Source organism: Paraneptunicella aestuarii (genome assembly GCF_019900845.1).
GTDB classification, from domain to species: domain Bacteria; phylum Pseudomonadota; class Gammaproteobacteria; order Enterobacterales; family Alteromonadaceae; genus Paraneptunicella; species Paraneptunicella aestuarii.
In genome coordinates this window covers 948,770-967,231 of the sequence record NZ_CP074570.1, presented here as the reverse complement: position 1 = coordinate 967,231, position 18,462 = coordinate 948,770, and the positions used below count along the sequence as shown (strand labels likewise).

Below are 18,462 nucleotides of genomic sequence, written 5' to 3'. Positions count from 1 at the left end.
TGCTCCTGAGCTTGGTGATTGATAGAACACTGTTTGAAGAAAAACCAACTGAGAAAAAACAATATGTTAATTATCTGCCGATTCCCGGGAAAACTGAACCTTAAGCTCTCAGTTAATCGCTATTCCCCGGCAATCTTAATCAAAGCTCTTGTGATCTTTCTTGCTTCTAAATCATCCAACGCCTGATTAATCTCATCTAATGAATATTCATGGCTGAGCAGCAATTCCAAATTAGGCAACTTGCCTGCTTTATACAGTTCAACAAACAACGGAATATCACGGTCGGGTTGGCTACCACCGCCCCAGCTACCGCGAATAGATTTACCACGATGGAACGCGTGAGGCTCCAAGCGGATCATTTCGCCTTCTTTCGGATGAGAAGCAAAAATGCACTGCCCGCCAGCATCGCGCACCGCTTCAAAAGCCATTTCAATAGTCTCGGCTTTACCACCTGCTTCAAAACTGTAATCCACACCGCCGGGGCAAATGGCTTGCAAGGCTTCTTGCCAATTTTCAGTGCTTAAATCAATGGTGTGGGTCGCGCCAAGCTTCTTAGCCAGTTCTAACTTGTGCGCTTCCACATCAATGGCAATCAGAACTTTAGGCTGAGTAGTATACGCTGCGATTAAGGCACTTAATCCCACGCCGCCTAAGCCAAAGACAGCGATAGATTTGCCTTGCGATTCTAGCGCATCGGGCAGCAACTTGGCTTCGTTAAAGACTAACCCCATGCCCGTCGGCAAGGCACATCCCAAAAGCACGGCTAACTTGTCGGGCATACCATCAGGTAATTTCACCAAACGGTTTTCCGATGCAATGGTTTGCTCACTAAAAGTGGTCACGCCACCAGAATTAAGCAGGTACTCCTTACCGTCTTTCACCAACGGATAACGTGCGCCCGGCACATCTTGCCCTTCACCTTTAATCCAGCCTAAAACCACCTTATCGCCTGTTGCCACCTTGCTAACGCCAGCGCCAACCGCGCTCACCGTTCCCACCGCTTCGTGACCTAACAAGTGCGGCACCCAACGGTCTTCACCGCGATGCCCACGCACTTCCGCCAACTGAGAATGGCACAAGCCAGAATAATGCACATCCACCAGCACCTGCCCTTGCAGCAATTCAGGAATTTGCACACCGTCCACAACTTGCAATGGTTTTCCGGTTTCAAATAACACAGCGGCTTTCATAGTCAGTCCTTAATAAGAAAATGGGAGAAAAAAGGAAGAATAGTGTAATGATTTTCGGCACAAGGGAGTAGAACATTAGTTAATTGGAAGCAGTTGGAAGTTTATTCCAAAATAGCCCCCAGTATCGCCAAAACTTCCTCAACGATATTAGCAGGAGTCTGTTCAAGCTTTTTGGCTTTTCTGGCCTGTAAATCGACCATCCTGATGGCATTTACCAAGATTACGCCTTGTGTTTCGGTTCCCGCGCCCATTAAAGCAACAGTAAAGCCCTTGAAGCGTGAAAAATCCCCGCCTTGAGTGATAGGTGCTATCAATGTAATACCAAGTTTATTGAAGGACTTAGGGGACAACACCAAACAAGGTCTAAAATCACCTTGTACTTCTTTGCCAGAAGTCGGGTTTAAACAAACCCTGACAATATCGCCACGTTCAAATACTGCCATTACACTTCATTCCCCACGGCATCCAGGTTGTCCCATTCTTTAAATTCGTCTGGCATAGGTGCATTAGCATCACACTTGGCCAATAACTCAGCCAATGTGTATTTTTTCTTATTTTTGGGCGCCATGATCAGGTTTCCATCCTTCGCCACAGCCTCAAGAGTATCGCCAACATTCAAACCCAGTTCTTTTAATAATGCCGCCGGGATCACTGCCCCTTTGGAATTACCAATTTTACGTAACACAATTTCCATAGTGATCTCTTAAGTAACAACAATGTACTAACGTTAGCACGATGCAAGAAAGTGTCAACACTGTTATAACAATACTAAAAATTCAAAGCGTACTTTTGTTACCAGGATCTTGCTACCGGGATCTTGCTGATGAACTGCCTGAAATCCTCATACGTTAAGGGCATCTTTAACCTGCGCTCACTTACACTCTTTTTCGCGCGCTCTTGCTTCGCTCCCTCTCCGAGGGCGCTTCGAGCGTGCTCATACGAGCGTAAGTGAGCATCGGGCTTAGTATTAGCCCTGGCCCTAAGCCGCTTCCGTCCCGTCAGCGGCTACTGTGGTGAACAAGACGCTGAGAGACGCAAGCCAATGTAGTCGTTCCTGCCGTCACGGTGGAACCTGTTACGATAAGCAGAACGGCAGCGCTGAGCAAAGTTAATCCAGCCACCACCACGAAGGACACGTAAAGCGTCCTTTTTTTGGTCATCGTCAGCACACCATTCCCATACATTGCCATGCATTTGCTTGAGTCCCCATGGATTAGGGTTGTAGTTATCCACCGAAACAGTTCTCCCACCAAATCTGTCTATTTTCTGTTTCTGTTTTTCACTATCGTAAAAATTGGCCTGAGCAGCCGTTAATTTCTCCCCGGTAGAAAATGGAGTTTGTGTACCCGCCCGGCACGCATATTCCCACTGTGCTTCTGTGGGCAAATTGGCATTTAGCCCCGGAACAAGCTGATTAAGCTGTTCGCAAAAGCGTACACAATCATCCCAACTCACTTGCTCAACAGGTAATTGTTCATCAGCATTATCAGGTTCAAAACGGCTTGGATTTTCTCCCATCACGGTTTGCCATAAAGCTTGTGTTACTGTGGTTTCGCCCAGCCAAAAGCCCTGCGTCAGTGTGACGGAATGTTGTAATTCATTTTCAAGCCTTTCTGGTTCATCCTCTGGTGAACCCATTAAAAAATGTCCATCGGGAATAAAGCGCATTTTGTATTTTATGGTAGGGGTAGTTTTATTTTTAATATTGGTATTCTTGCCATTGCTATCTTGGCTATTGCTCGCATGGTTGCTACCGCTGTTGTCATTGCCTTCCAGTTGGCCTTGCAAAGCAAAGCTTTGCCATAGGCCATACTCATCAAATCCCCATTCACATGCCCAAGGGGAAGGAAACTCTTTAGGCGGGCGTGAACGCCAACGCTCCCGCACATCAAATTCAGCTAAATCCCAATGCTCTCTATTTCTTCCCATGATTTATCCTATATTTTTATCTACAAGAGTAGAGACTGATATTCTTAGTCCAATATTACCAACTTGATAATCAGCTCTATCCCTTGCCCTACTTGCAGAGCGGCAACGATCTACACTGCTAAACCAGCTTCCTCCTCGAAAAACTTTTACATGAAAATTCCCCACCCCTACAGGATCCACTTGAAGTTCTCCTTTATAATATTCCCAATCATCAAGGCACCATTCCCAAACATTGCCGTGCATTTGCTTAAGCCCCCAAGCATTAGGTTCGAAATAATTCACATCAACAGTATTCACGCCATATAATTTCCCCTTACCCACAAAATTAGCTTGTCTAACAGATAAACTATCACCAACATTAAATGGAGTCTTCGTTCCAGCTCTGCATGCAAACTCCCACTGAGCTTCAGTAGGCAAATTAAAGTTAATTCCGCCCAAAAGACTTCCAAGATTGTTAGCAAATCTCACACATTCAACCCAACTAATACGCTCAACTGGAAGTTCTTCTTTGCCTTGAAATTCACTTGAGTTATACCCCATTACAACCTTCCATAACTTCTGTGTAACTGCAGTTTCACCAAGCCAATAGCCCTTTGTAATCTTAACCATATGCTGTAGCTCTCTATCCTCAACTCTTTGAAGTTCATGTTCGGGTGACCCCATTAAAAAGCTCCCTGATGGGATATAACGAAGTTGGAAAGGAATGTCCTTACAGGTTAACTCCACAAAAATACCGTATTGGTCTAACTGAGGAGGGGTTTTACTCAGCCATTTTGGCGCGCTTTCTTTTATAAGAATTTGGTAACCATCTTCATGATGAATCGCCAAAGAGTAATTTCCCAGAAACTTCAAATCGGAAGCACTTGATACTTCTGACTCAGAAATATCCGATCGCCAAAACAAGGCAAACTCCTGCGCTTGCGCCATCACGCCTTGCGATGTCACCGACAACTGCTTCGCCCAGTAGAAATCTTTCGACGAACGTTTGCTAACAGACAACGCTTCAAACTGACTTTGCAATACAAAATCCGTTACCTGGGATAGAGGAATGGGTTGGTTAAGCGCCAGTGGCTTTGCTTTTTGTGTTGGCTTTTTTTGATTTTCCCGATTTTTCTTTAACAGTATGGGAGATGACATCTGGTGCTTCACCTTCCCTAGCAGCACGCTGTTCTTAATGACCTGCGGTAAAGTTTCCGAATCCCTTAATTCGCTCTCAGCAACTGGCAATATTTCATGACCTTTTTGATAGAAATGAACCCATTCAACAGGCTCATTGTCATCCTGCAATAATTGCTGCACCTGTTCGGCGAGGGAAGGTGGAATATCTGTGTATTGGCAATGTTTCGCTAAATATGCGCCAGCCAGCGCCAATAAATGCCTGACATTGGCATTAGCCATTTCAACCCTGTCACCATACTGGTGCATGGTGTCAGCTAAAAACTCCACAACGTCCCTCACCAGCGCCCCTTGTTGTTGTATTGTGCTGCCGATGGAATCAAAAAACTGTTGGCTTTGGTTCAGCTCGGGGTGTTGCCATGGCGATAAAAAAGACAAGTGCATTCTATGCTCATGTAAAACACTCTGGCTAATAGCGGCCAAATGGCGTTCGATTATTCCCGAGCAATATTCTAACTTTTCGGGTTGCATGGTATGCAGAATATCAAGGTATCGCTGGCTCTTTGTGTTGCTTATCTGGTTGCGCCAACCTGTGTCAGAACCCTGATAATAGGTAAAATCTGGTTCTTGCCAAAATGCAGTCTCGCTACGGGAAGGCAGATGAAAATACTGAATTAGCTCCCTTAACATAGCCCCTGTCACTACCCGGGTTGTCGTCAATAATGCACAGATGATGCCTAAATGACTGCCATCGGTCGGCAGCTCTTGCTGCCCCCAACTAACCACAACCCCTGGCAGATAGTTTTGCTGATAGCGATATTGCTTATCTTGATGGCGCGCATTGATAAAAGAAGGCGATGTAAGCGAAAGCCAGCAGATTGGCGAGTTGTTTTGTTGTAGTTCGCTTATTAGAAAGCGCCATTGGTAGCCTGTGTTACGGTCAATATTAGTGACAATTAAAGCAGGTTCTGTTTTTGCGGGTAAGGCAAGAGCGCCTTCCTGTTGCTCTTCCTGATCGAGAAAATACCAGTTTCCACTAGCTCCCTCTGGCAAAATAATAATGTCAATATTGCAGTTGGCAAACTGGCGCTTTAGCTGCGGCACAAGGCTCAGCATGTCATTGTGCAAACCATTCGTTGCTTGAGAATCATCAAGGTATACCAGCAAATGATTAGGCATGGTTGACTTTGGCAACAAGGGTAGAGGGTTAACAACTTTCAGCTTCGCTGTATCTTCCACTAACTCGCGTACATTAACTCGCCCTTGGGCACTGGTTTTTCGTAATCCATTAGCCAACCGGGAAAGCAATGCTGTCCAATCCTCAATTGCTGGCTTGCTTATGATGCTGTTTTCATTGGGTGCGTCGTCGGCTTCCGTAAACGGCCTTACGGAAAATTCAGGAGGGTTGGCTTTGTCTTTTAGTTGGGAACGACGATTTACTGTCAATATTGGAAACGCAAAATCACCTCTGGATTTAGCACTGCCTACTCCCGGGGAAACCGGCTTTTTCTGTTTCGATGATTGAGGGGCATTTGACTCTTCCCCCTCCTCGGACACCATTAAATCCACTTGATGCTGCTGTAAATAACGTGTAGCACTTGCATCACCTTTTAAGTGCCGAGCCACAACAAGTGCGATTTCATCAAGAGCAAGAGGTTTATTATTCATGTGTTTTGTTACTTGTTTAAAACATGGCGACTAATAATCTTGATGGCATCCTTTCTGTCGGTTTCATTGTTGTATTGGTCATCGTCGTTTAACACCTTCAGTAAATCCAGAAATTCAGAGGTTCCCGGCTTGTATTGCTGATCGGATCGTTGGCTGCGAAAGTCCAAAACCACATCAATCACGTCATCAATTAGCTCAGGTGACAAATTACCCAATTCAGGATGGTGTGCCTTGGCGATTTCCTGCAATTGTTTTTTACCTTCATTGCCTTTTTTTAATGACAATTCCAAAACCACACAACGTCTTAAAAAGGCGTGAGGTAAAGGGCGATGAGCATTCGAGGTAATGATCACAAAAGGAATTTTGTCGGGATCTGAGCAAATGGCTTTGTCGTGCCCATGAGCATGGAAGCTTTTGTTATTCAGAACTTCCAATAATGAGTTGGGCAATTCGCTGCCTGCTTTGTCGATTTCGTCAATCAACACCACTGAGGGCTTAGCTAAATTAATTTCGATGGATGTCTTATAGTCGTTTTCCTCTGAGTCAAAAAAGGCTTGTGCTGTTTCAGGGGAATATGCCCACCAAAGAGGGCCAGGAACAACGAAGTGCTGTTTATTAAGGCTGTTTTTGTCTGATACATGGTTACTTACCAGTTGTGCCTGTGCCAACCTTGAAACATGGTCGACGTGATAAAGCAGGTCTTCAGGCTCACTTCGAGAGTGGACAACATGAACAATTAAGTTCCATCCGGCTCTGTCAGCAATCGCCTGAGCAATTTGGCTTTTACCTAACCCTGGCTCTCCTTTAATAAGCAATGGGCGCTTTGCAAACCATGCTGTTCTTATGGCGTCTAGCTGTTGCTGGTCAAAAACATGATAGGTTTTTGCCAATCCATTCATTGCGCCAACTTCAAAGGGTTCATTAACTTGAAATTTTGATAAATCCATACCCGCCATATCTCTCTATGATTGCCTGTTTTGGTTAAACATGTTGCTGATCTCTTGAAGCTTGGGAAAGATCATATTGCTGATTTCCTGAGACATCTGAATGGTGTAATTCGCTTTATGTGTCTGCCTGGATTCTTCTTGTATGACAATACAGGGGATGTGTACTTTTTCGTCATACCCTTCGTTTAAAATATCTTCCACGCTCTTAAGCACAGGGCTAAATACATTTGTTTTAATCACCTCTTTTAGCGCTAAAAACGCATAAGGCGCCCTCGCCATTGCCCGTAAGTTCTTTTGCTTACTGGCAACTTCAAAAATTTGCAGTTGAGCTCGAATTTGACCAATCAGATCCTTGTCTTTACGGATGGCATCTAAATCAATGGTTGGCTTACCATTATGAGGAAGTAATTGCTTCACCAGCTCTTGAAAAACATACTCCACCTGCCTTGTATTAGCGGTGATCCCTGTCTTGTGTGGCAAAATAGCGCCTTTAACATAATCGCATTCTTTCGTGCCTTTTAAGTCGCCGTTAGGTGTTTGTAGCTTTATGTTATTCCCACAGGCCAATGAAAACGCGATGGCAGTATGCAGTGCCGTATTAAAGTTGGGATCTGAATTTTTTAATACCTTTACCCCCAGAATCGAGTTCACGTTACCAAAATATGAGAGCAACGCAGCATCCATGGAGTCGTACACTTTTAGGACGACCATGCCGCAGAGCTGCATAACACTCTCTTCGGCCTTATTGTCATTGAATACGAGCTCGGAATAGAAATCGTCAAGTACGTCGAGCACTTGGCTTAGATATACTCCAGCGCCGACAGGAGACTGTATGGCTGAAAATGACATTCCCCCATCACTGCCATCTTCCATTCTTGCCAGTAACTTCTGAGGATAAGGGCGCTTTTTCCAATCGTTGTACAGGCTTTCCATCAAGGCTGGATGGTAATTCTGGTTCAGTTCTTTTAGGGAAGAAAAACCATATCGATATATTTCCCTTACAATCTCTTCCGGGCTCATTTGCGAGACGGCATAAATACAAGAACTGAGTTTGTCTAACTGTGTTGGAAGGTTCTTTCTAAATTCTTCTGACAAATCAAAGTCTCTGGCTAGTTCCCACATTTTAGGATCCAGTCTTTTATGTACTTCGATTAAAGCCTCTTGCAGTGTTTTTCCTTTTAGCTCATCCGAAGCTGATATTTTGAAGTCGAATGAACCATTCAAAAAAACCTCTGAAGTATCATCAAAACCATCTAACAAAAACATGGGAAGGTGCCCTTCACTGGTATGGAATGCACTCAAACTTAAGCACAGCTCCCGTAAGCACGTGTCACTTTGGAAATATTCAGGAGAGAGCACAATCACTTTCAAAAACGATTTGGCGATTTCTTTCACCAATAAGTTGATATTACCCGTGGGAGGTAAGCGATATATGATTTTGGAATTATCGCTATCGTCTTCATGTTGATAGCGCTTGGGTGTGAACCGGGCCTGTTTTACATCATCCCAGTTTTTCTCTTCGTCAGCTTTCAAAGCCTCCTGAATAAGTGTTACTTCCATGGCGTTCATCGTTTCAACAATGGTTTTCACCAGTGGTTGTTGTTTGCCTGAATAGCTAAACCAAACATCTAATGGAGTGATCCTTTCATTCATATGCATTTTCTCGGCTAGTGCTTGCTTGAATCCTCAACGCCTTCCATACCACTCACTTGGATCAGGGATGATGTAAATTGACGCAAAGGGCAGATTACAGGCAAATAAACAGGGCTTCAACAATGGTTATTTTTATCTTCTTTTATTGAGTTTGGCGAGTGTAAAGATTAAGAGCGGGGGTGCGTAAATAAGCTCTAAAAATAGCGGTAAAAAGCGTTTAGGTGGAAGACGTTTAGGTAGCAGAAGGCGATTAGAACAGGCGGGCTATGCGCTTCTGCGCTTTTACCAATTGTTGTTGGCGCTTTATCAGCTCAATCAGCTCATGGTTTTCTTCTATTTCCGAGTCTTTTATTCCCGAGTTCGAGGCTTGCTCACATATTGGCGAAGAGATTGGCGAAGAGCTTTGCGGAGATACTTGAGACGACAATCCGCTGGCAGCGAAGGCTCTGCGTTGGCTGTCGTGATGTTTAAATTCATTTAAAAATATCAGTGCCCATTTTAAGTGCGCTAACGGTAGCAGCACTTGGCAGTGTTTTAGTAACCGAGCTTGTTGCTGCATTGAAGATGCATGGAATGCGGTGGCGATAAAATCTTCCAGGTATTCGGGAGCGATATCAAAGCGCGGTTGCGCGAAAAAGTCAGTGATAAGTTTTTCTGCGCTGTCCCATCCTGCGTATTCAAAGTCAAAAAAGGACAGTTTGCTAGTTGAAGCATCAAATAGTGTGTTGTGGAAACCGATATCTGACGGTGACAACACGCGCTCAAAGGGTTGCGTTAGCTGGTCACTAAAATAGTCCATCGCTTGCTGTTTGGCTTGTTCAAAGGCTTGAGTGAAATCGCCATTGAGAAATTCAAGTAATGCTTGAACAAGAAGCTCTTCGTCTTTTGATATAGCTTCAATTGCTTTGAAACCTTCCAAGCGTTTGGGTATTTCGTCGATAAAGTCCTGAGCTGTGGCTAATCCGCCCCTTGCATTCAATAAATGAGTCGCCGATTGCTGCACTTGTGGTTGGTTAATTTGCGCGACGAATTGTGCAGCTTGCAGCACAAGGGCTTTGCTTATGTGCGCTTGGGTTGGCATTTGCCCCGGAAGCATAGAGAACAAGGCGTATTCATGATCATTGCGTTTATGTTTAGCAACCTGCTCCGAACCAATAAGCTGGGCAACTGAATCAATATTGTGTTGATTCAACAGTTGAACAAATTCGGTTTCCCGCTGAAAGCGTTGGCAGTCGTCAGCAAAGTATTGCTTAAAAAACAGTTCTTGCCGCCCTGTGACTATTTTCAGTGCCTGATTGTTCTTGCCACCTGCAACCGGGATCACTTGCTCAATAGACTGCCCGCATTGCGCTTCAATCCAGTGTTGTATGTGCAAGTCTAATTGAATGCTAGCGGGCGCTGACATTACTCTCCTCGAAGAATATGAGGAATGTCAGACCAGCGGCGAGCGAGTGAATGATTCTCGATGGCAGGATGAACGCCGTCGGGGTCAAACAGCACGCCTTTGGTATGTTCGGGAAATTGTTGGTGATTGAGAATGGAAGGTAAATCATCAATAAACCAGTCCAGATGCAAATCTGAGATTTGCTGGATTTTCTCGTCTTTCTCCGGACAAAAATAGATTTGGCTAATGTGCGGTTCAATGCCGTTTTCTGCCAGCCAGGTTTTCGCGGCTTCATGAAAATCAAGTTTGTCGCCAATTATGGGATATTGGGTTTTGTGGCTAACAATAAAAAGCAGCATGTTGTCGGCGAGCATGTCGTGAATGGCTCGAATCAGCCCTTGGAATGGCTTGGCATGAACAATGGCTTTGCCGTAAACGATGCCTTGAAGTTCTGTCCATCGCGGCTCTTCGTCCCGTTCAATAAAGTAGTTTTTAACGGCTTCTTTGCTTGTGCCTATGATCTTGTCAGATTCTTCCGGCAGCCAGCCCAATTCCACTGCGGCTTTATGAAAAACACCATCGTAATTAACGATGGTGTTGTCAAAATCAATGCCTATTCGCAACATATCAACGCTACTTCTTGCTCAATCGTTGTAAAATTTTGGGCAAAATATCCTCAGCCGTCAAACCAATTCGTTTTCTGGCTGAATCTGGATCATGAAGTTGGTCGATAAATTTATCGGGAATACCACAGCGCAACAGGTTTACCGGTTGTTCGTACACATCCACAATCCAGTCATTAATCGCCGAGCCAAAACCACCTATTAAACTGTGCTCTTCCAATGTCACAACCAGATCGTAGTCCGCCATTTTTTGCAGGTAATCTTCATCTAAGGGTTTGACCGTATGCATACTGGTTAATTCGGTGGAAATGCCCTGTTCTTGCAGTTGTGCATGCAGCTTGCCACCAATTTGCAACGCCGTGCCGCAACAGAGCAACAATACGCGCTGCCCTTCCTGTAACACATGGGCTTTACCCAGTTTGATATTGGGGACACTGTCGTAGTTCAAGGGCTCGTTTTTCTTGCCAATGCGCAAATAAGTAGGGTGTTCTACGGTGAGCATTTGCGGCATCAAGGCTTCCAGTTCCAGGGAATCAGCCGGGCAAACCACTTGCATATTGGGCAAGATTCGCATTAAAGCAATATCTTCAAAAGAGTGGTGCGTTGGGCCTAAATTGGCGTAAGACAAACCGGAACCGGTTCCCACAATCACCACGGGCACATCGGCATAGGCCAGGTCGATTTTAATCTGTTCAAAATTACGCGCGGTGGTAAATGGCGTAATGGTGTAAATGAAAGGGCGCAACCCCATGGTTGCCATGCCCGATGCCATAGTTGCCATGTTCGCTTCGGCAATACCGGCGTTGATGGTGCGCTCCGGCGCAACGTCTTTAAGCTTGTCGAACAGGCGGTTGCCAATGTCTGCGTACAGCAAACATACATCTTGTTGCTCTGCGGCGATTTCTGTCAGACATTGAGCGAATTTGTTTCTCATGATCTTCTCTTTGCTTATTCGGTGTTGCTTATTCGGTGTTGCTTGTTCAGCGCTATTTATTGGAAGTTTCTTATCGGATTAGCTTCAAACCAAGCCCAATTCTTTTGCCACCGCATCCACTTCTTCAACGGTAGGTATTCTGTAGTGCCAGTTGTTGTCATCTTCCATAAAGGACACGCCTGCCCCTTTTATGGTATCCGCCACAATAGCTCTTGGTTTACCTGCAACGATATTGTCTGCTTTTAATACCTCATGTAATGCATCAACATTGTGGCCATCAACTCTGGAGGTATTCCAGCCAAAGGCTTTCCATTTGTCTTCCATGTTTTCCAGTTGCATGATTTCGCAACTGCGGCCTGTGCCTTGAAGCTTGTTGAAATCCACGACCACGGTCAAATTATCCAGGCCGTTTGCCGGGGCAAACATGGCGGCTTCCCAGTTCGTCCCTTCGTTTAATTCACCATCGCCTACCAAGGCATAAAAATGCGCGTTGGAACCAGCTATTTTGGCCGCTTTCGCCATACCGGTAGCCAAACCTAACGCATGGCCTAACGAGCCTGAGATATTCTCAACACCGGGAGGGGGATTCTTGCCCGGATGCTCTTCAAAGGCACTGCCATTTTGCCCCAGGGTCATGACTTGCTCTGGCGCAAAATAACCGCGAAAGCCCAACACGCTGTAAAGCACAGCGGCGGCATGGCCTTTGCCTAGCAGGAATCTATCTCTGTCTGCCCAGTCGGGCTGCTCAGGGCGGATATTCATAATGTGGAAGTAGAGGGTGTACAGGATCTCAACACTGGATAGCGAACAAGCCAAATGCGGTACTTTGTTTTTGTTCGAGACTTCGACAAGTTGTTGTCGAATGTTTGCGATAATCTGCTTTGCTTCGGTATTCATGTCTTGTTCGCCAATTTAACTGCTGTTAATCCTGTTGTTACGTTTTGTTATGCCTGAACCTATGCCTTCACCAACATGGTAAATTCCATGCTGACCCTGCTGGTATCACCTAAATTAGGCATTCCGCCGTGTAATAGTTTGTCGTGAAACACCACAAAGCCACCGGGTGATAAAGGCAATGCCACCAAATCCAGATCTTCCTCTTTTTCATCCAGAACCGGCTTCATCTTGCCGCTTTTGTTCTCGCCGTGATAACGCCACTGTTCGCTTTTCTGAGAATGAGGAACAACGCGCAAACCGCTTTTGCCCGATTGCGATTGCAAACTCATCCAAATCTTTAAACGATAGTATTCACCGGGTTCGCCGGGCATTTCACCATGCCCCAAGTCCCAAAACCATTTGTCGGCATGAACGGGGCCAATGTCGGAATTGCCGGGGCGTACCAAGCGCCAATAAATCCCCGGCCAGCTAAATCCTTCTTCATCGGAAACCAGAAAATCGCCCAAACAGGAGGTTAACTTTTGATAAAAGCCCAGTTGTGCAACCTGCTCTACCGCTTTAGGCCCTAACACACGAGAGGCTTTGTTCCATACACTGCCATGGTCAAAATCGCTTTCCTGATAAACTTCATGATAATGAGCCAAGCCCGCAGCTCGGTATTTCGCTACCTGTTCCGGAGCAACACATTGAATAACATGTAAAAACTGTTCAGTAACCAAAGCGCGTAGTTGCGCCAAATCATCTTGAGACATATTGGCCAGATAAAAACCCGCACCTTCGTTAACTTCACCCAACAAAGAAGCTTTGCTTAATTCGTTAATCTCATGAACCTGCATTTCTATTCCCCTTGCTCATTCGCAATCTTGGTTTTGAGTGTGCTTACCATACAGTTCCAAACGTTGCTCAATGTTGATTCATATCTAACAATTGTGCCCCTTGTTCTTATGCGGACAAGACCGGTGTAGACAAGAGCGGGCGAACCGCTTCAAAGCGCAAAAACGACTTGATGAGGCAGTCTTTGCTATCCGGGTTCCAATCAATCATCTGGTTATCATCAGCAAATCGGAAATCTTCACCAATGGTGATATTGCGGTCGATGAATCTTTCACTACTCGACCCCTGATAATCTTCCACAATCATTTTGGTGGTGATATAGGACGCCGTTTTGCTCAAATGGCACAGCTGCTTCGGCCCGTTGGAACAGCCCATATTGACGTAAGCCATTTCATATAACGCCATGCGCAAGTCCATATGAAAAGACGCTGTTGGCATATAAAACACATTACTGGCCGTAAATGGGGCTTTTTTGAATACACGCTCGGTATCACGAATGATAACGACCGACAATTGCGGATGTTGTTGAGACAACCACTGAAAGAATCCGTCCCACTCAGCAATAACGCTGTTGCGCTTGGGTTGCAATGTGCTCTCACGCAAGGTCACAGTAACAAACTGCTTTTTACCGTCGGGAAGCTGATGATCAACCCATTGCTGAATGTAGTGACTGGCTTTGGGCGTAGAATGAAAACGACGAGGGTCGAAACCTTGATCCAGCCAGTAATAGAAATCTTTATGCACCGTAATCGGCGGCGGATTATCCAAGCGATAATCCGGTGGAAATACTTGTGAGGTATTGTCCAGATACATTTGCGCTTGGTCACGGGAAGTGCAATAGGTCATGCCCTTACAAGCAGGAATTAACGCACAGGCTTGCTTCACGATATTTTCCGCTCGCCACAAGCGCTCTTCCTCGTCCAAACAATAAGCCTGCGCTTGCCATTGGTTGTCACGCGCCACGATGACCATATGCAGGTGCGTTAAACCTTGCTGTTCACGGTAACAATCGGCAGTCGCCAGAAACGATGTGACATCGTAGGTTTCCGAGCTGCGGTTCAAGTCGTAATAGGCGTACAGGATCTTATCCGCCTGAATATCTTCCAGCATGTTCTTATGCTCAGACAACCCGCACATCACATGCCTGTCGTAGCTGTAGACCTTGATTTTTGCAGCGTCAACGCCCATCGAAATGAGCTGTGAAGAAACAGCCTCAATGACTTCTGGCTTGTCCCATAAGGTGAGAATGACAAGATCGAACTCGGTATCACGTAAGAAATCTTCACTCGGTTTCTTCACATCAAACCCAAGGAAATCTCCGCTTTTGTTGTTATCCAAAACAGCGACGATGTCATAGGGCTTGGCATCACCCGATTGAATAAATTTCTCGAAGACAACGCCCGCACCGAACACCAACGCGTCTTGTTTAATACTACTCATGACAAACTTCTCATTTGTTCATTTTCCTGTCTGGATGACTTTGTATCTTATTATTTAGCACAAAGTGCAAAAAGATAGTGCGCCATCGGATAGAACCCGGTATGAACCACTTCATCATTCATGGAAAACAGGAAAACATGGCGAAAATGTTCTTGTAGTAACGCTTTGAAATCATTGCCAGATTTACAGTTCACATGACCAATTTTACTTTGCTCGGATGCGTACTGCTGAGATTCCAAAGACGGAATGCCGATAATCACGACACCGTCGTCGTGGGTGGAGTTTTTCAGGTTCTCAACGATTTGATGTTCTTTATCCGATTCAATGTGTTCAAACACATCCAAGCAATAAACCGCATCAAATGCACCTTTATCTTGTGGTAGCGCTCCGCTGGTAATGTCGTGAACCAGGGCGTCTTCATGCCATTTTTTATTTGGAGATGCATTGATGGATTCAATGAACAACGGATCGAAATCAGTAACGGTTAAACTGCCGACTTCACTGGCAACAATACGAGAACCAAACGCATCACCGCAGCCCACTTCTGCCACTCGATGCTTACCAGAGAGCATTTTGGCAACAAATTTATATCGTGAAAGAACGAAAACAACACGTTTGGGATCTTCATGCCAAACCTGATTGGTCATCCAGCCCAATTCTGTGTTTTCAAAATCAAAATTGCCGCTGTATTGATGCTCTTTCGCTCGCTTTTCTGTTGTCATCTTGATTCAGTTCTTGTGTAAGTTAGGTATTTCGCTACACGAATATGCCCGCGCAACTCCATATAACATTATTGAGGCACATTAATTAGTGCCTATATCTCTCTACTGTCTTATATCGTCTCAATCAGCAAAATCCTTGAGATTTATTGTTTTATATTCTCGCTGAGACGAAAAATAATGCATTGTAACTTAGTCTATGCAAGTGAGATGTACAGTTTTGCACCAGATGAACAAATAGCCTATGTGAGAGGGCGCTAACATTTAATGAGAAATGAATACAAGTGAATTTTGTGGCATGATGTTACAACTTTTACACTTCAGAAAATCAACAAATCCACTTGTTTTAACATTCACATTGACTAGAATACAGCACTTGAAATTGCATTCCGTGAGCCATTCAAAATTCCATAATGCATCTTTATTTTCTCATTTCACCTTTTGAGCCCATTAATGATTAATATCGACGAAAAAGTTAAAAAAATCATTGCCGAACAACTCAATGTCAAACAGGAACAAGTTACCGATGACTCTAAATTGGTCGAGTCTCTTGATTTAGATAGCCTTGACGTAGTGGAGCTAACGCTTAAGTTTGAAGAAGCTTTCGATATCGATATTTATGAAGAAGCTTTGCCTCAAATGAAAGTTGTAGGTGATGTAATACGCTACATAGAAGTTAATTACGATCCAGAACTTGCTGAAATTTAGTCTAATTTTTCCCACATAACATTTGTTTACTTTAGATAAAGAAGCCCCGACAAGATAACTTTTCGGGGCTTTTGCGTATTATTGGACGAAGCTTATATAGGTCTTACATATGTGGTTTACATATGAGCGATGACCCAATCCAATAACTTATCAATACCCGCATCCATATACTGGTATTTGTACGCTGCACCTTCAGAATCATTACAACGACCAATCTGTGTATGGCTCAAGTTTGCCCAGCTATGTTCGTACCATGAAGATTCTGTGGCACAGAATGAATGTACAGCACCAACAGCTTCAATGACTGGCGCACCAGTAGCAATGTGGCGGATCTTCGGCTTGGTAACACCTGAGAAATAGGTAGCAAGGTCAGCTTTTCTTGAGTAATAGCTGCTGTTGTACGGGTTGGTACAGCTAGGTTGATTCTCGGTTAATAATTCATTTTGATCAGAATTTGGTACTGCATCGATCAAACCTACGAAAATAGGCGTGTTGCCCCATCCGGCATGGTCACGTATTTTTCTTGCCAAGCGTACTGACAAAGCACCACCACGACTAGAACCTAACAGAATAATACGGTCAACCTTAGTGCTGTCACCATGTTTCAGGAACCACTTTGCAAAGGCTCTTTCTGCTTTGTTCTTTGCATCCACCGTATTTTCCCAGTTGAAGTTACTGTTAAGGACAACACTGAAAAAAGTATTGCTGCTGCTAAAATAGCCAGAGTTAACTAACTTTTCCGCCAATGACTGGCTTTTCAAGCTGGTATTTTTCGACTTGTCGCCCTTATCCCAACCACTGTCCCAAGTGTCATTCTGACCAGTTAAGCAGTTTGATGCGCCTGAAGAACCGGAAAAACCTTGTTGACCAGCAATCATCATCACCATGGTTCTTACATTAGAGCGAGTCGGCTCCCAATACTTGGAAACGAAGGTATTTTTGCGATACTCAGTCCAAATACCTTCATTTTTCCACTCTGGATACTCATTGTGATCTGCCCAGTTAAGGAAACCTTCTTTCCATCGAACTCTATCGACAGAGGTAGTAATATCCGCATTCGCGGCTGGCAATAACATGCAGCATGTTGCAGCTGCCAATAATGTTTTAGTAATTATGCTTTTCATAACCATCCTTCCGACTTGATAACACTTTGTTAAGAATTTTTATTGATTACTTAACAAACAGAAATACCAGAAGGGGAAAATTGCTTCCACAACGCTTTGTGATTGCATAGCACCAATCAGTCTGTAACTGGTGTGTAGGGTCAATACTTGGTTTTCAGGGTCAATAAATAGCCAAAGGGGGAGTAAAAAGAGACGGTTCAATGTGAAAAAACATTTGAAGACGGGCTTTTATAACATATTTGCTTAGCGAAAACAGGGTACAGGTTAAAAGATTATTAAGCGAAAATGTAAAGCTTTTTTAAAACCGCCCGATATTTTAAAAGTCTATCAAGGGCAGGAACACAGATAGCTATTTTGGAAATTTTCAATTAACAAGGAAAAATAATATGAGATTAAAGCTTATTTCCGCCTCACTTCTATTCTTAAGCAGCAACCTTTTAGCCGACCCCATTACAATCAGTAACCCCGACCTCAATGCCCAAGTATTAGCAGACGGAGCATTCACCCATAGCATTCAAGGCTGGGCTGTTATAAATGGCTACGCAGGTGTCTATAATCCACCTGAAAGTGTTTTAACAGGAGAAGCTGGCGATGGATACCATACCAATACTCTCTATATGAACGGACATTCCATTGTAGCCCAAACCCTGACGACAAACCTGACATCGAATACAGACTATACGTTGACCTTTGATGTAGGTGACCGCCTGGATACCAATTTCCCCAGTTATATTGTCAGAATAAAAGCCGCAGGGAACACGATATTCACTGCTATTGACCCCATTATTCCTAACGGTGGCAGCTTTAGTACCGTCACGCTTAATTTCAGTACAGGCGACAGTTCCTATGCTGGCAACCCTATGGTTATTGAACTGGAAGCAACAGGAAATACCGGTCAGGTAAACTTTGATAACTTCACCTTAAGCTCTGCGGCCGGAACACCTAGTAGCGGTAGTAAGTTTGGTGATTGGAATCACCCTATGATTGGAGGAACAACCTATTCAATAGATACTCCATATCTAGCGGAAACAGATGCCATCATTACATTTGTAAACAGCGGAGATTGCCAAGGTAATACTTATGCCTTGAAAGTGGGAGACACTTCAGCGACTTCAGCCTTATTAACCAGAGTTGACCATATTGGTGGCATGAGTGCTCCCGTTAAGAAAGGTCAATATTGGCAAGTTGATCAAACTCGTTACTCAAGCTCATGCAGTATTTATATTGGATTCTTGCCATTCCTTCCCTAACAACTTCAGTTAAATAAACAAAAGCCTCTCATAAATTATTGTGAGA

At 44.3% G+C, this 18,462-nt stretch carries 17 protein-coding genes; 2 read left to right on the top strand and 15 right to left on the bottom strand.

What is annotated here, in order from left to right; translation table 11 throughout:
* Window positions 1-119: 119 nt before the first annotated feature.
* From KIH87_RS03990 to KIH87_RS03925, 14 genes are all read right to left on the bottom strand, one after another.
* Window positions 120-1,190 (bottom strand): zinc-binding dehydrogenase, encoded by a 1,071-nt coding sequence (locus KIH87_RS03990; protein WP_232360245.1) that lies wholly within the window; start codon window positions 1,188-1,190, stop codon window positions 120-122.
* Between the two features lie 101 nt (window positions 1,191-1,291).
* The gene (locus KIH87_RS03985) at window positions 1,292-1,633 is read right to left on the bottom strand and encodes a type II toxin-antitoxin system ChpB family toxin (protein ID WP_232360244.1); all 342 of its coding nucleotides are present in this window, start codon (window positions 1,631-1,633) and stop codon (window positions 1,292-1,294) included.
* Window positions 1,633-1,884, bottom strand: a complete 252-nt coding sequence (locus KIH87_RS03980; protein WP_232360243.1) for an AbrB/MazE/SpoVT family DNA-binding domain-containing protein — start codon at window positions 1,882-1,884, stop codon at window positions 1,633-1,635. Before KIH87_RS03980 ends, KIH87_RS03985 begins: the two co-directional genes overlap by 1 nt.
* A gap of 311 nt (window positions 1,885-2,195) precedes the next feature.
* On the bottom strand, window positions 2,196-3,119 hold the full coding sequence (locus KIH87_RS03975) for a formylglycine-generating enzyme family protein (RefSeq protein WP_232360242.1): 924 nt from the start codon (window positions 3,117-3,119) through the stop codon (window positions 2,196-2,198).
* 3 nt (window positions 3,120-3,122) lie between these two features.
* Window positions 3,123-5,903: a formylglycine-generating enzyme family protein gene (locus KIH87_RS03970; protein ID WP_232360241.1), complete on the bottom strand. Its 2,781-nt coding sequence runs from the start codon at window positions 5,901-5,903 to the stop codon at window positions 3,123-3,125.
* Window positions 5,904-5,911: 8 nt separating this feature from the next.
* A complete protein-coding gene (locus tag KIH87_RS03965) occupies window positions 5,912-6,850 on the bottom strand; it encodes an AAA family ATPase (RefSeq protein ID WP_232360240.1) in 939 nt (312 codons plus the stop codon).
* 15 nt (window positions 6,851-6,865) lie between these two features.
* Window positions 6,866-8,503 (bottom strand): hypothetical protein, encoded by a 1,638-nt coding sequence (locus KIH87_RS03960; protein WP_232360239.1) that lies wholly within the window; start codon window positions 8,501-8,503, stop codon window positions 6,866-6,868.
* A gap of 250 nt (window positions 8,504-8,753) precedes the next feature.
* Window positions 8,754-9,908, bottom strand: coding sequence for a phosphotransferase (locus KIH87_RS03955; RefSeq protein WP_232360238.1), 1,155 nt, complete (start codon window positions 9,906-9,908; stop codon window positions 8,754-8,756).
* Window positions 9,908-10,513: an HAD family hydrolase gene (locus KIH87_RS03950; RefSeq protein ID WP_232360237.1), complete on the bottom strand. Its 606-nt coding sequence runs from the start codon at window positions 10,511-10,513 to the stop codon at window positions 9,908-9,910. Before KIH87_RS03950 ends, KIH87_RS03955 begins: the two co-directional genes overlap by 1 nt.
* Window positions 10,514-10,520: 7 nt before the next feature.
* Window positions 10,521-11,444: a transketolase family protein gene (locus KIH87_RS03945; RefSeq protein WP_232360236.1), complete on the bottom strand. Its 924-nt coding sequence runs from the start codon at window positions 11,442-11,444 to the stop codon at window positions 10,521-10,523.
* Window positions 11,445-11,528: 84 nt separating this feature from the next.
* Window positions 11,529-12,341: a transketolase gene (locus tag KIH87_RS03940; protein WP_232360235.1), complete on the bottom strand. Its 813-nt coding sequence runs from the start codon at window positions 12,339-12,341 to the stop codon at window positions 11,529-11,531.
* A gap of 59 nt (window positions 12,342-12,400) precedes the next feature.
* A complete protein-coding gene (locus KIH87_RS03935) occupies window positions 12,401-13,177 on the bottom strand; it encodes a phytanoyl-CoA dioxygenase family protein (protein ID WP_232360234.1) in 777 nt (258 codons plus the stop codon).
* 106 nt (window positions 13,178-13,283) lie between these two features.
* Window positions 13,284-14,615 (bottom strand): hypothetical protein, encoded by a 1,332-nt coding sequence (locus KIH87_RS03930; RefSeq protein ID WP_232360233.1) that lies wholly within the window; start codon window positions 14,613-14,615, stop codon window positions 13,284-13,286.
* A 50-nt stretch (window positions 14,616-14,665) separates the two neighbouring features.
* Complete coding sequence (locus KIH87_RS03925; protein WP_232360232.1) at window positions 14,666-15,337, bottom strand: class I SAM-dependent methyltransferase; 672 nt, start codon at window positions 15,335-15,337, stop codon at window positions 14,666-14,668.
* Window positions 15,338-15,787: 450 nt separating this feature from the next.
* Between KIH87_RS03925 and acpP the strand changes: the two genes are divergently transcribed.
* Window positions 15,788-16,042, top strand: a complete 255-nt coding sequence (acpP, locus tag KIH87_RS03920) for an acyl carrier protein (protein ID WP_232360231.1) — start codon at window positions 15,788-15,790, stop codon at window positions 16,040-16,042.
* Between the two features lie 116 nt (window positions 16,043-16,158).
* Here acpP and KIH87_RS03915 read toward each other — a convergent pair whose 3' ends face one another.
* Window positions 16,159-17,166, bottom strand: a complete 1,008-nt coding sequence (locus KIH87_RS03915; RefSeq protein WP_232360230.1) for a hypothetical protein — start codon at window positions 17,164-17,166, stop codon at window positions 16,159-16,161.
* A 386-nt stretch (window positions 17,167-17,552) separates the two neighbouring features.
* Between KIH87_RS03915 and KIH87_RS03910 the strand changes: the two genes are divergently transcribed.
* On the top strand, window positions 17,553-18,416 hold the full coding sequence (locus KIH87_RS03910; RefSeq protein ID WP_232360229.1) for a hypothetical protein: 864 nt from the start codon (window positions 17,553-17,555) through the stop codon (window positions 18,414-18,416).
* Window positions 18,417-18,462 lie beyond the last annotated feature (46 nt).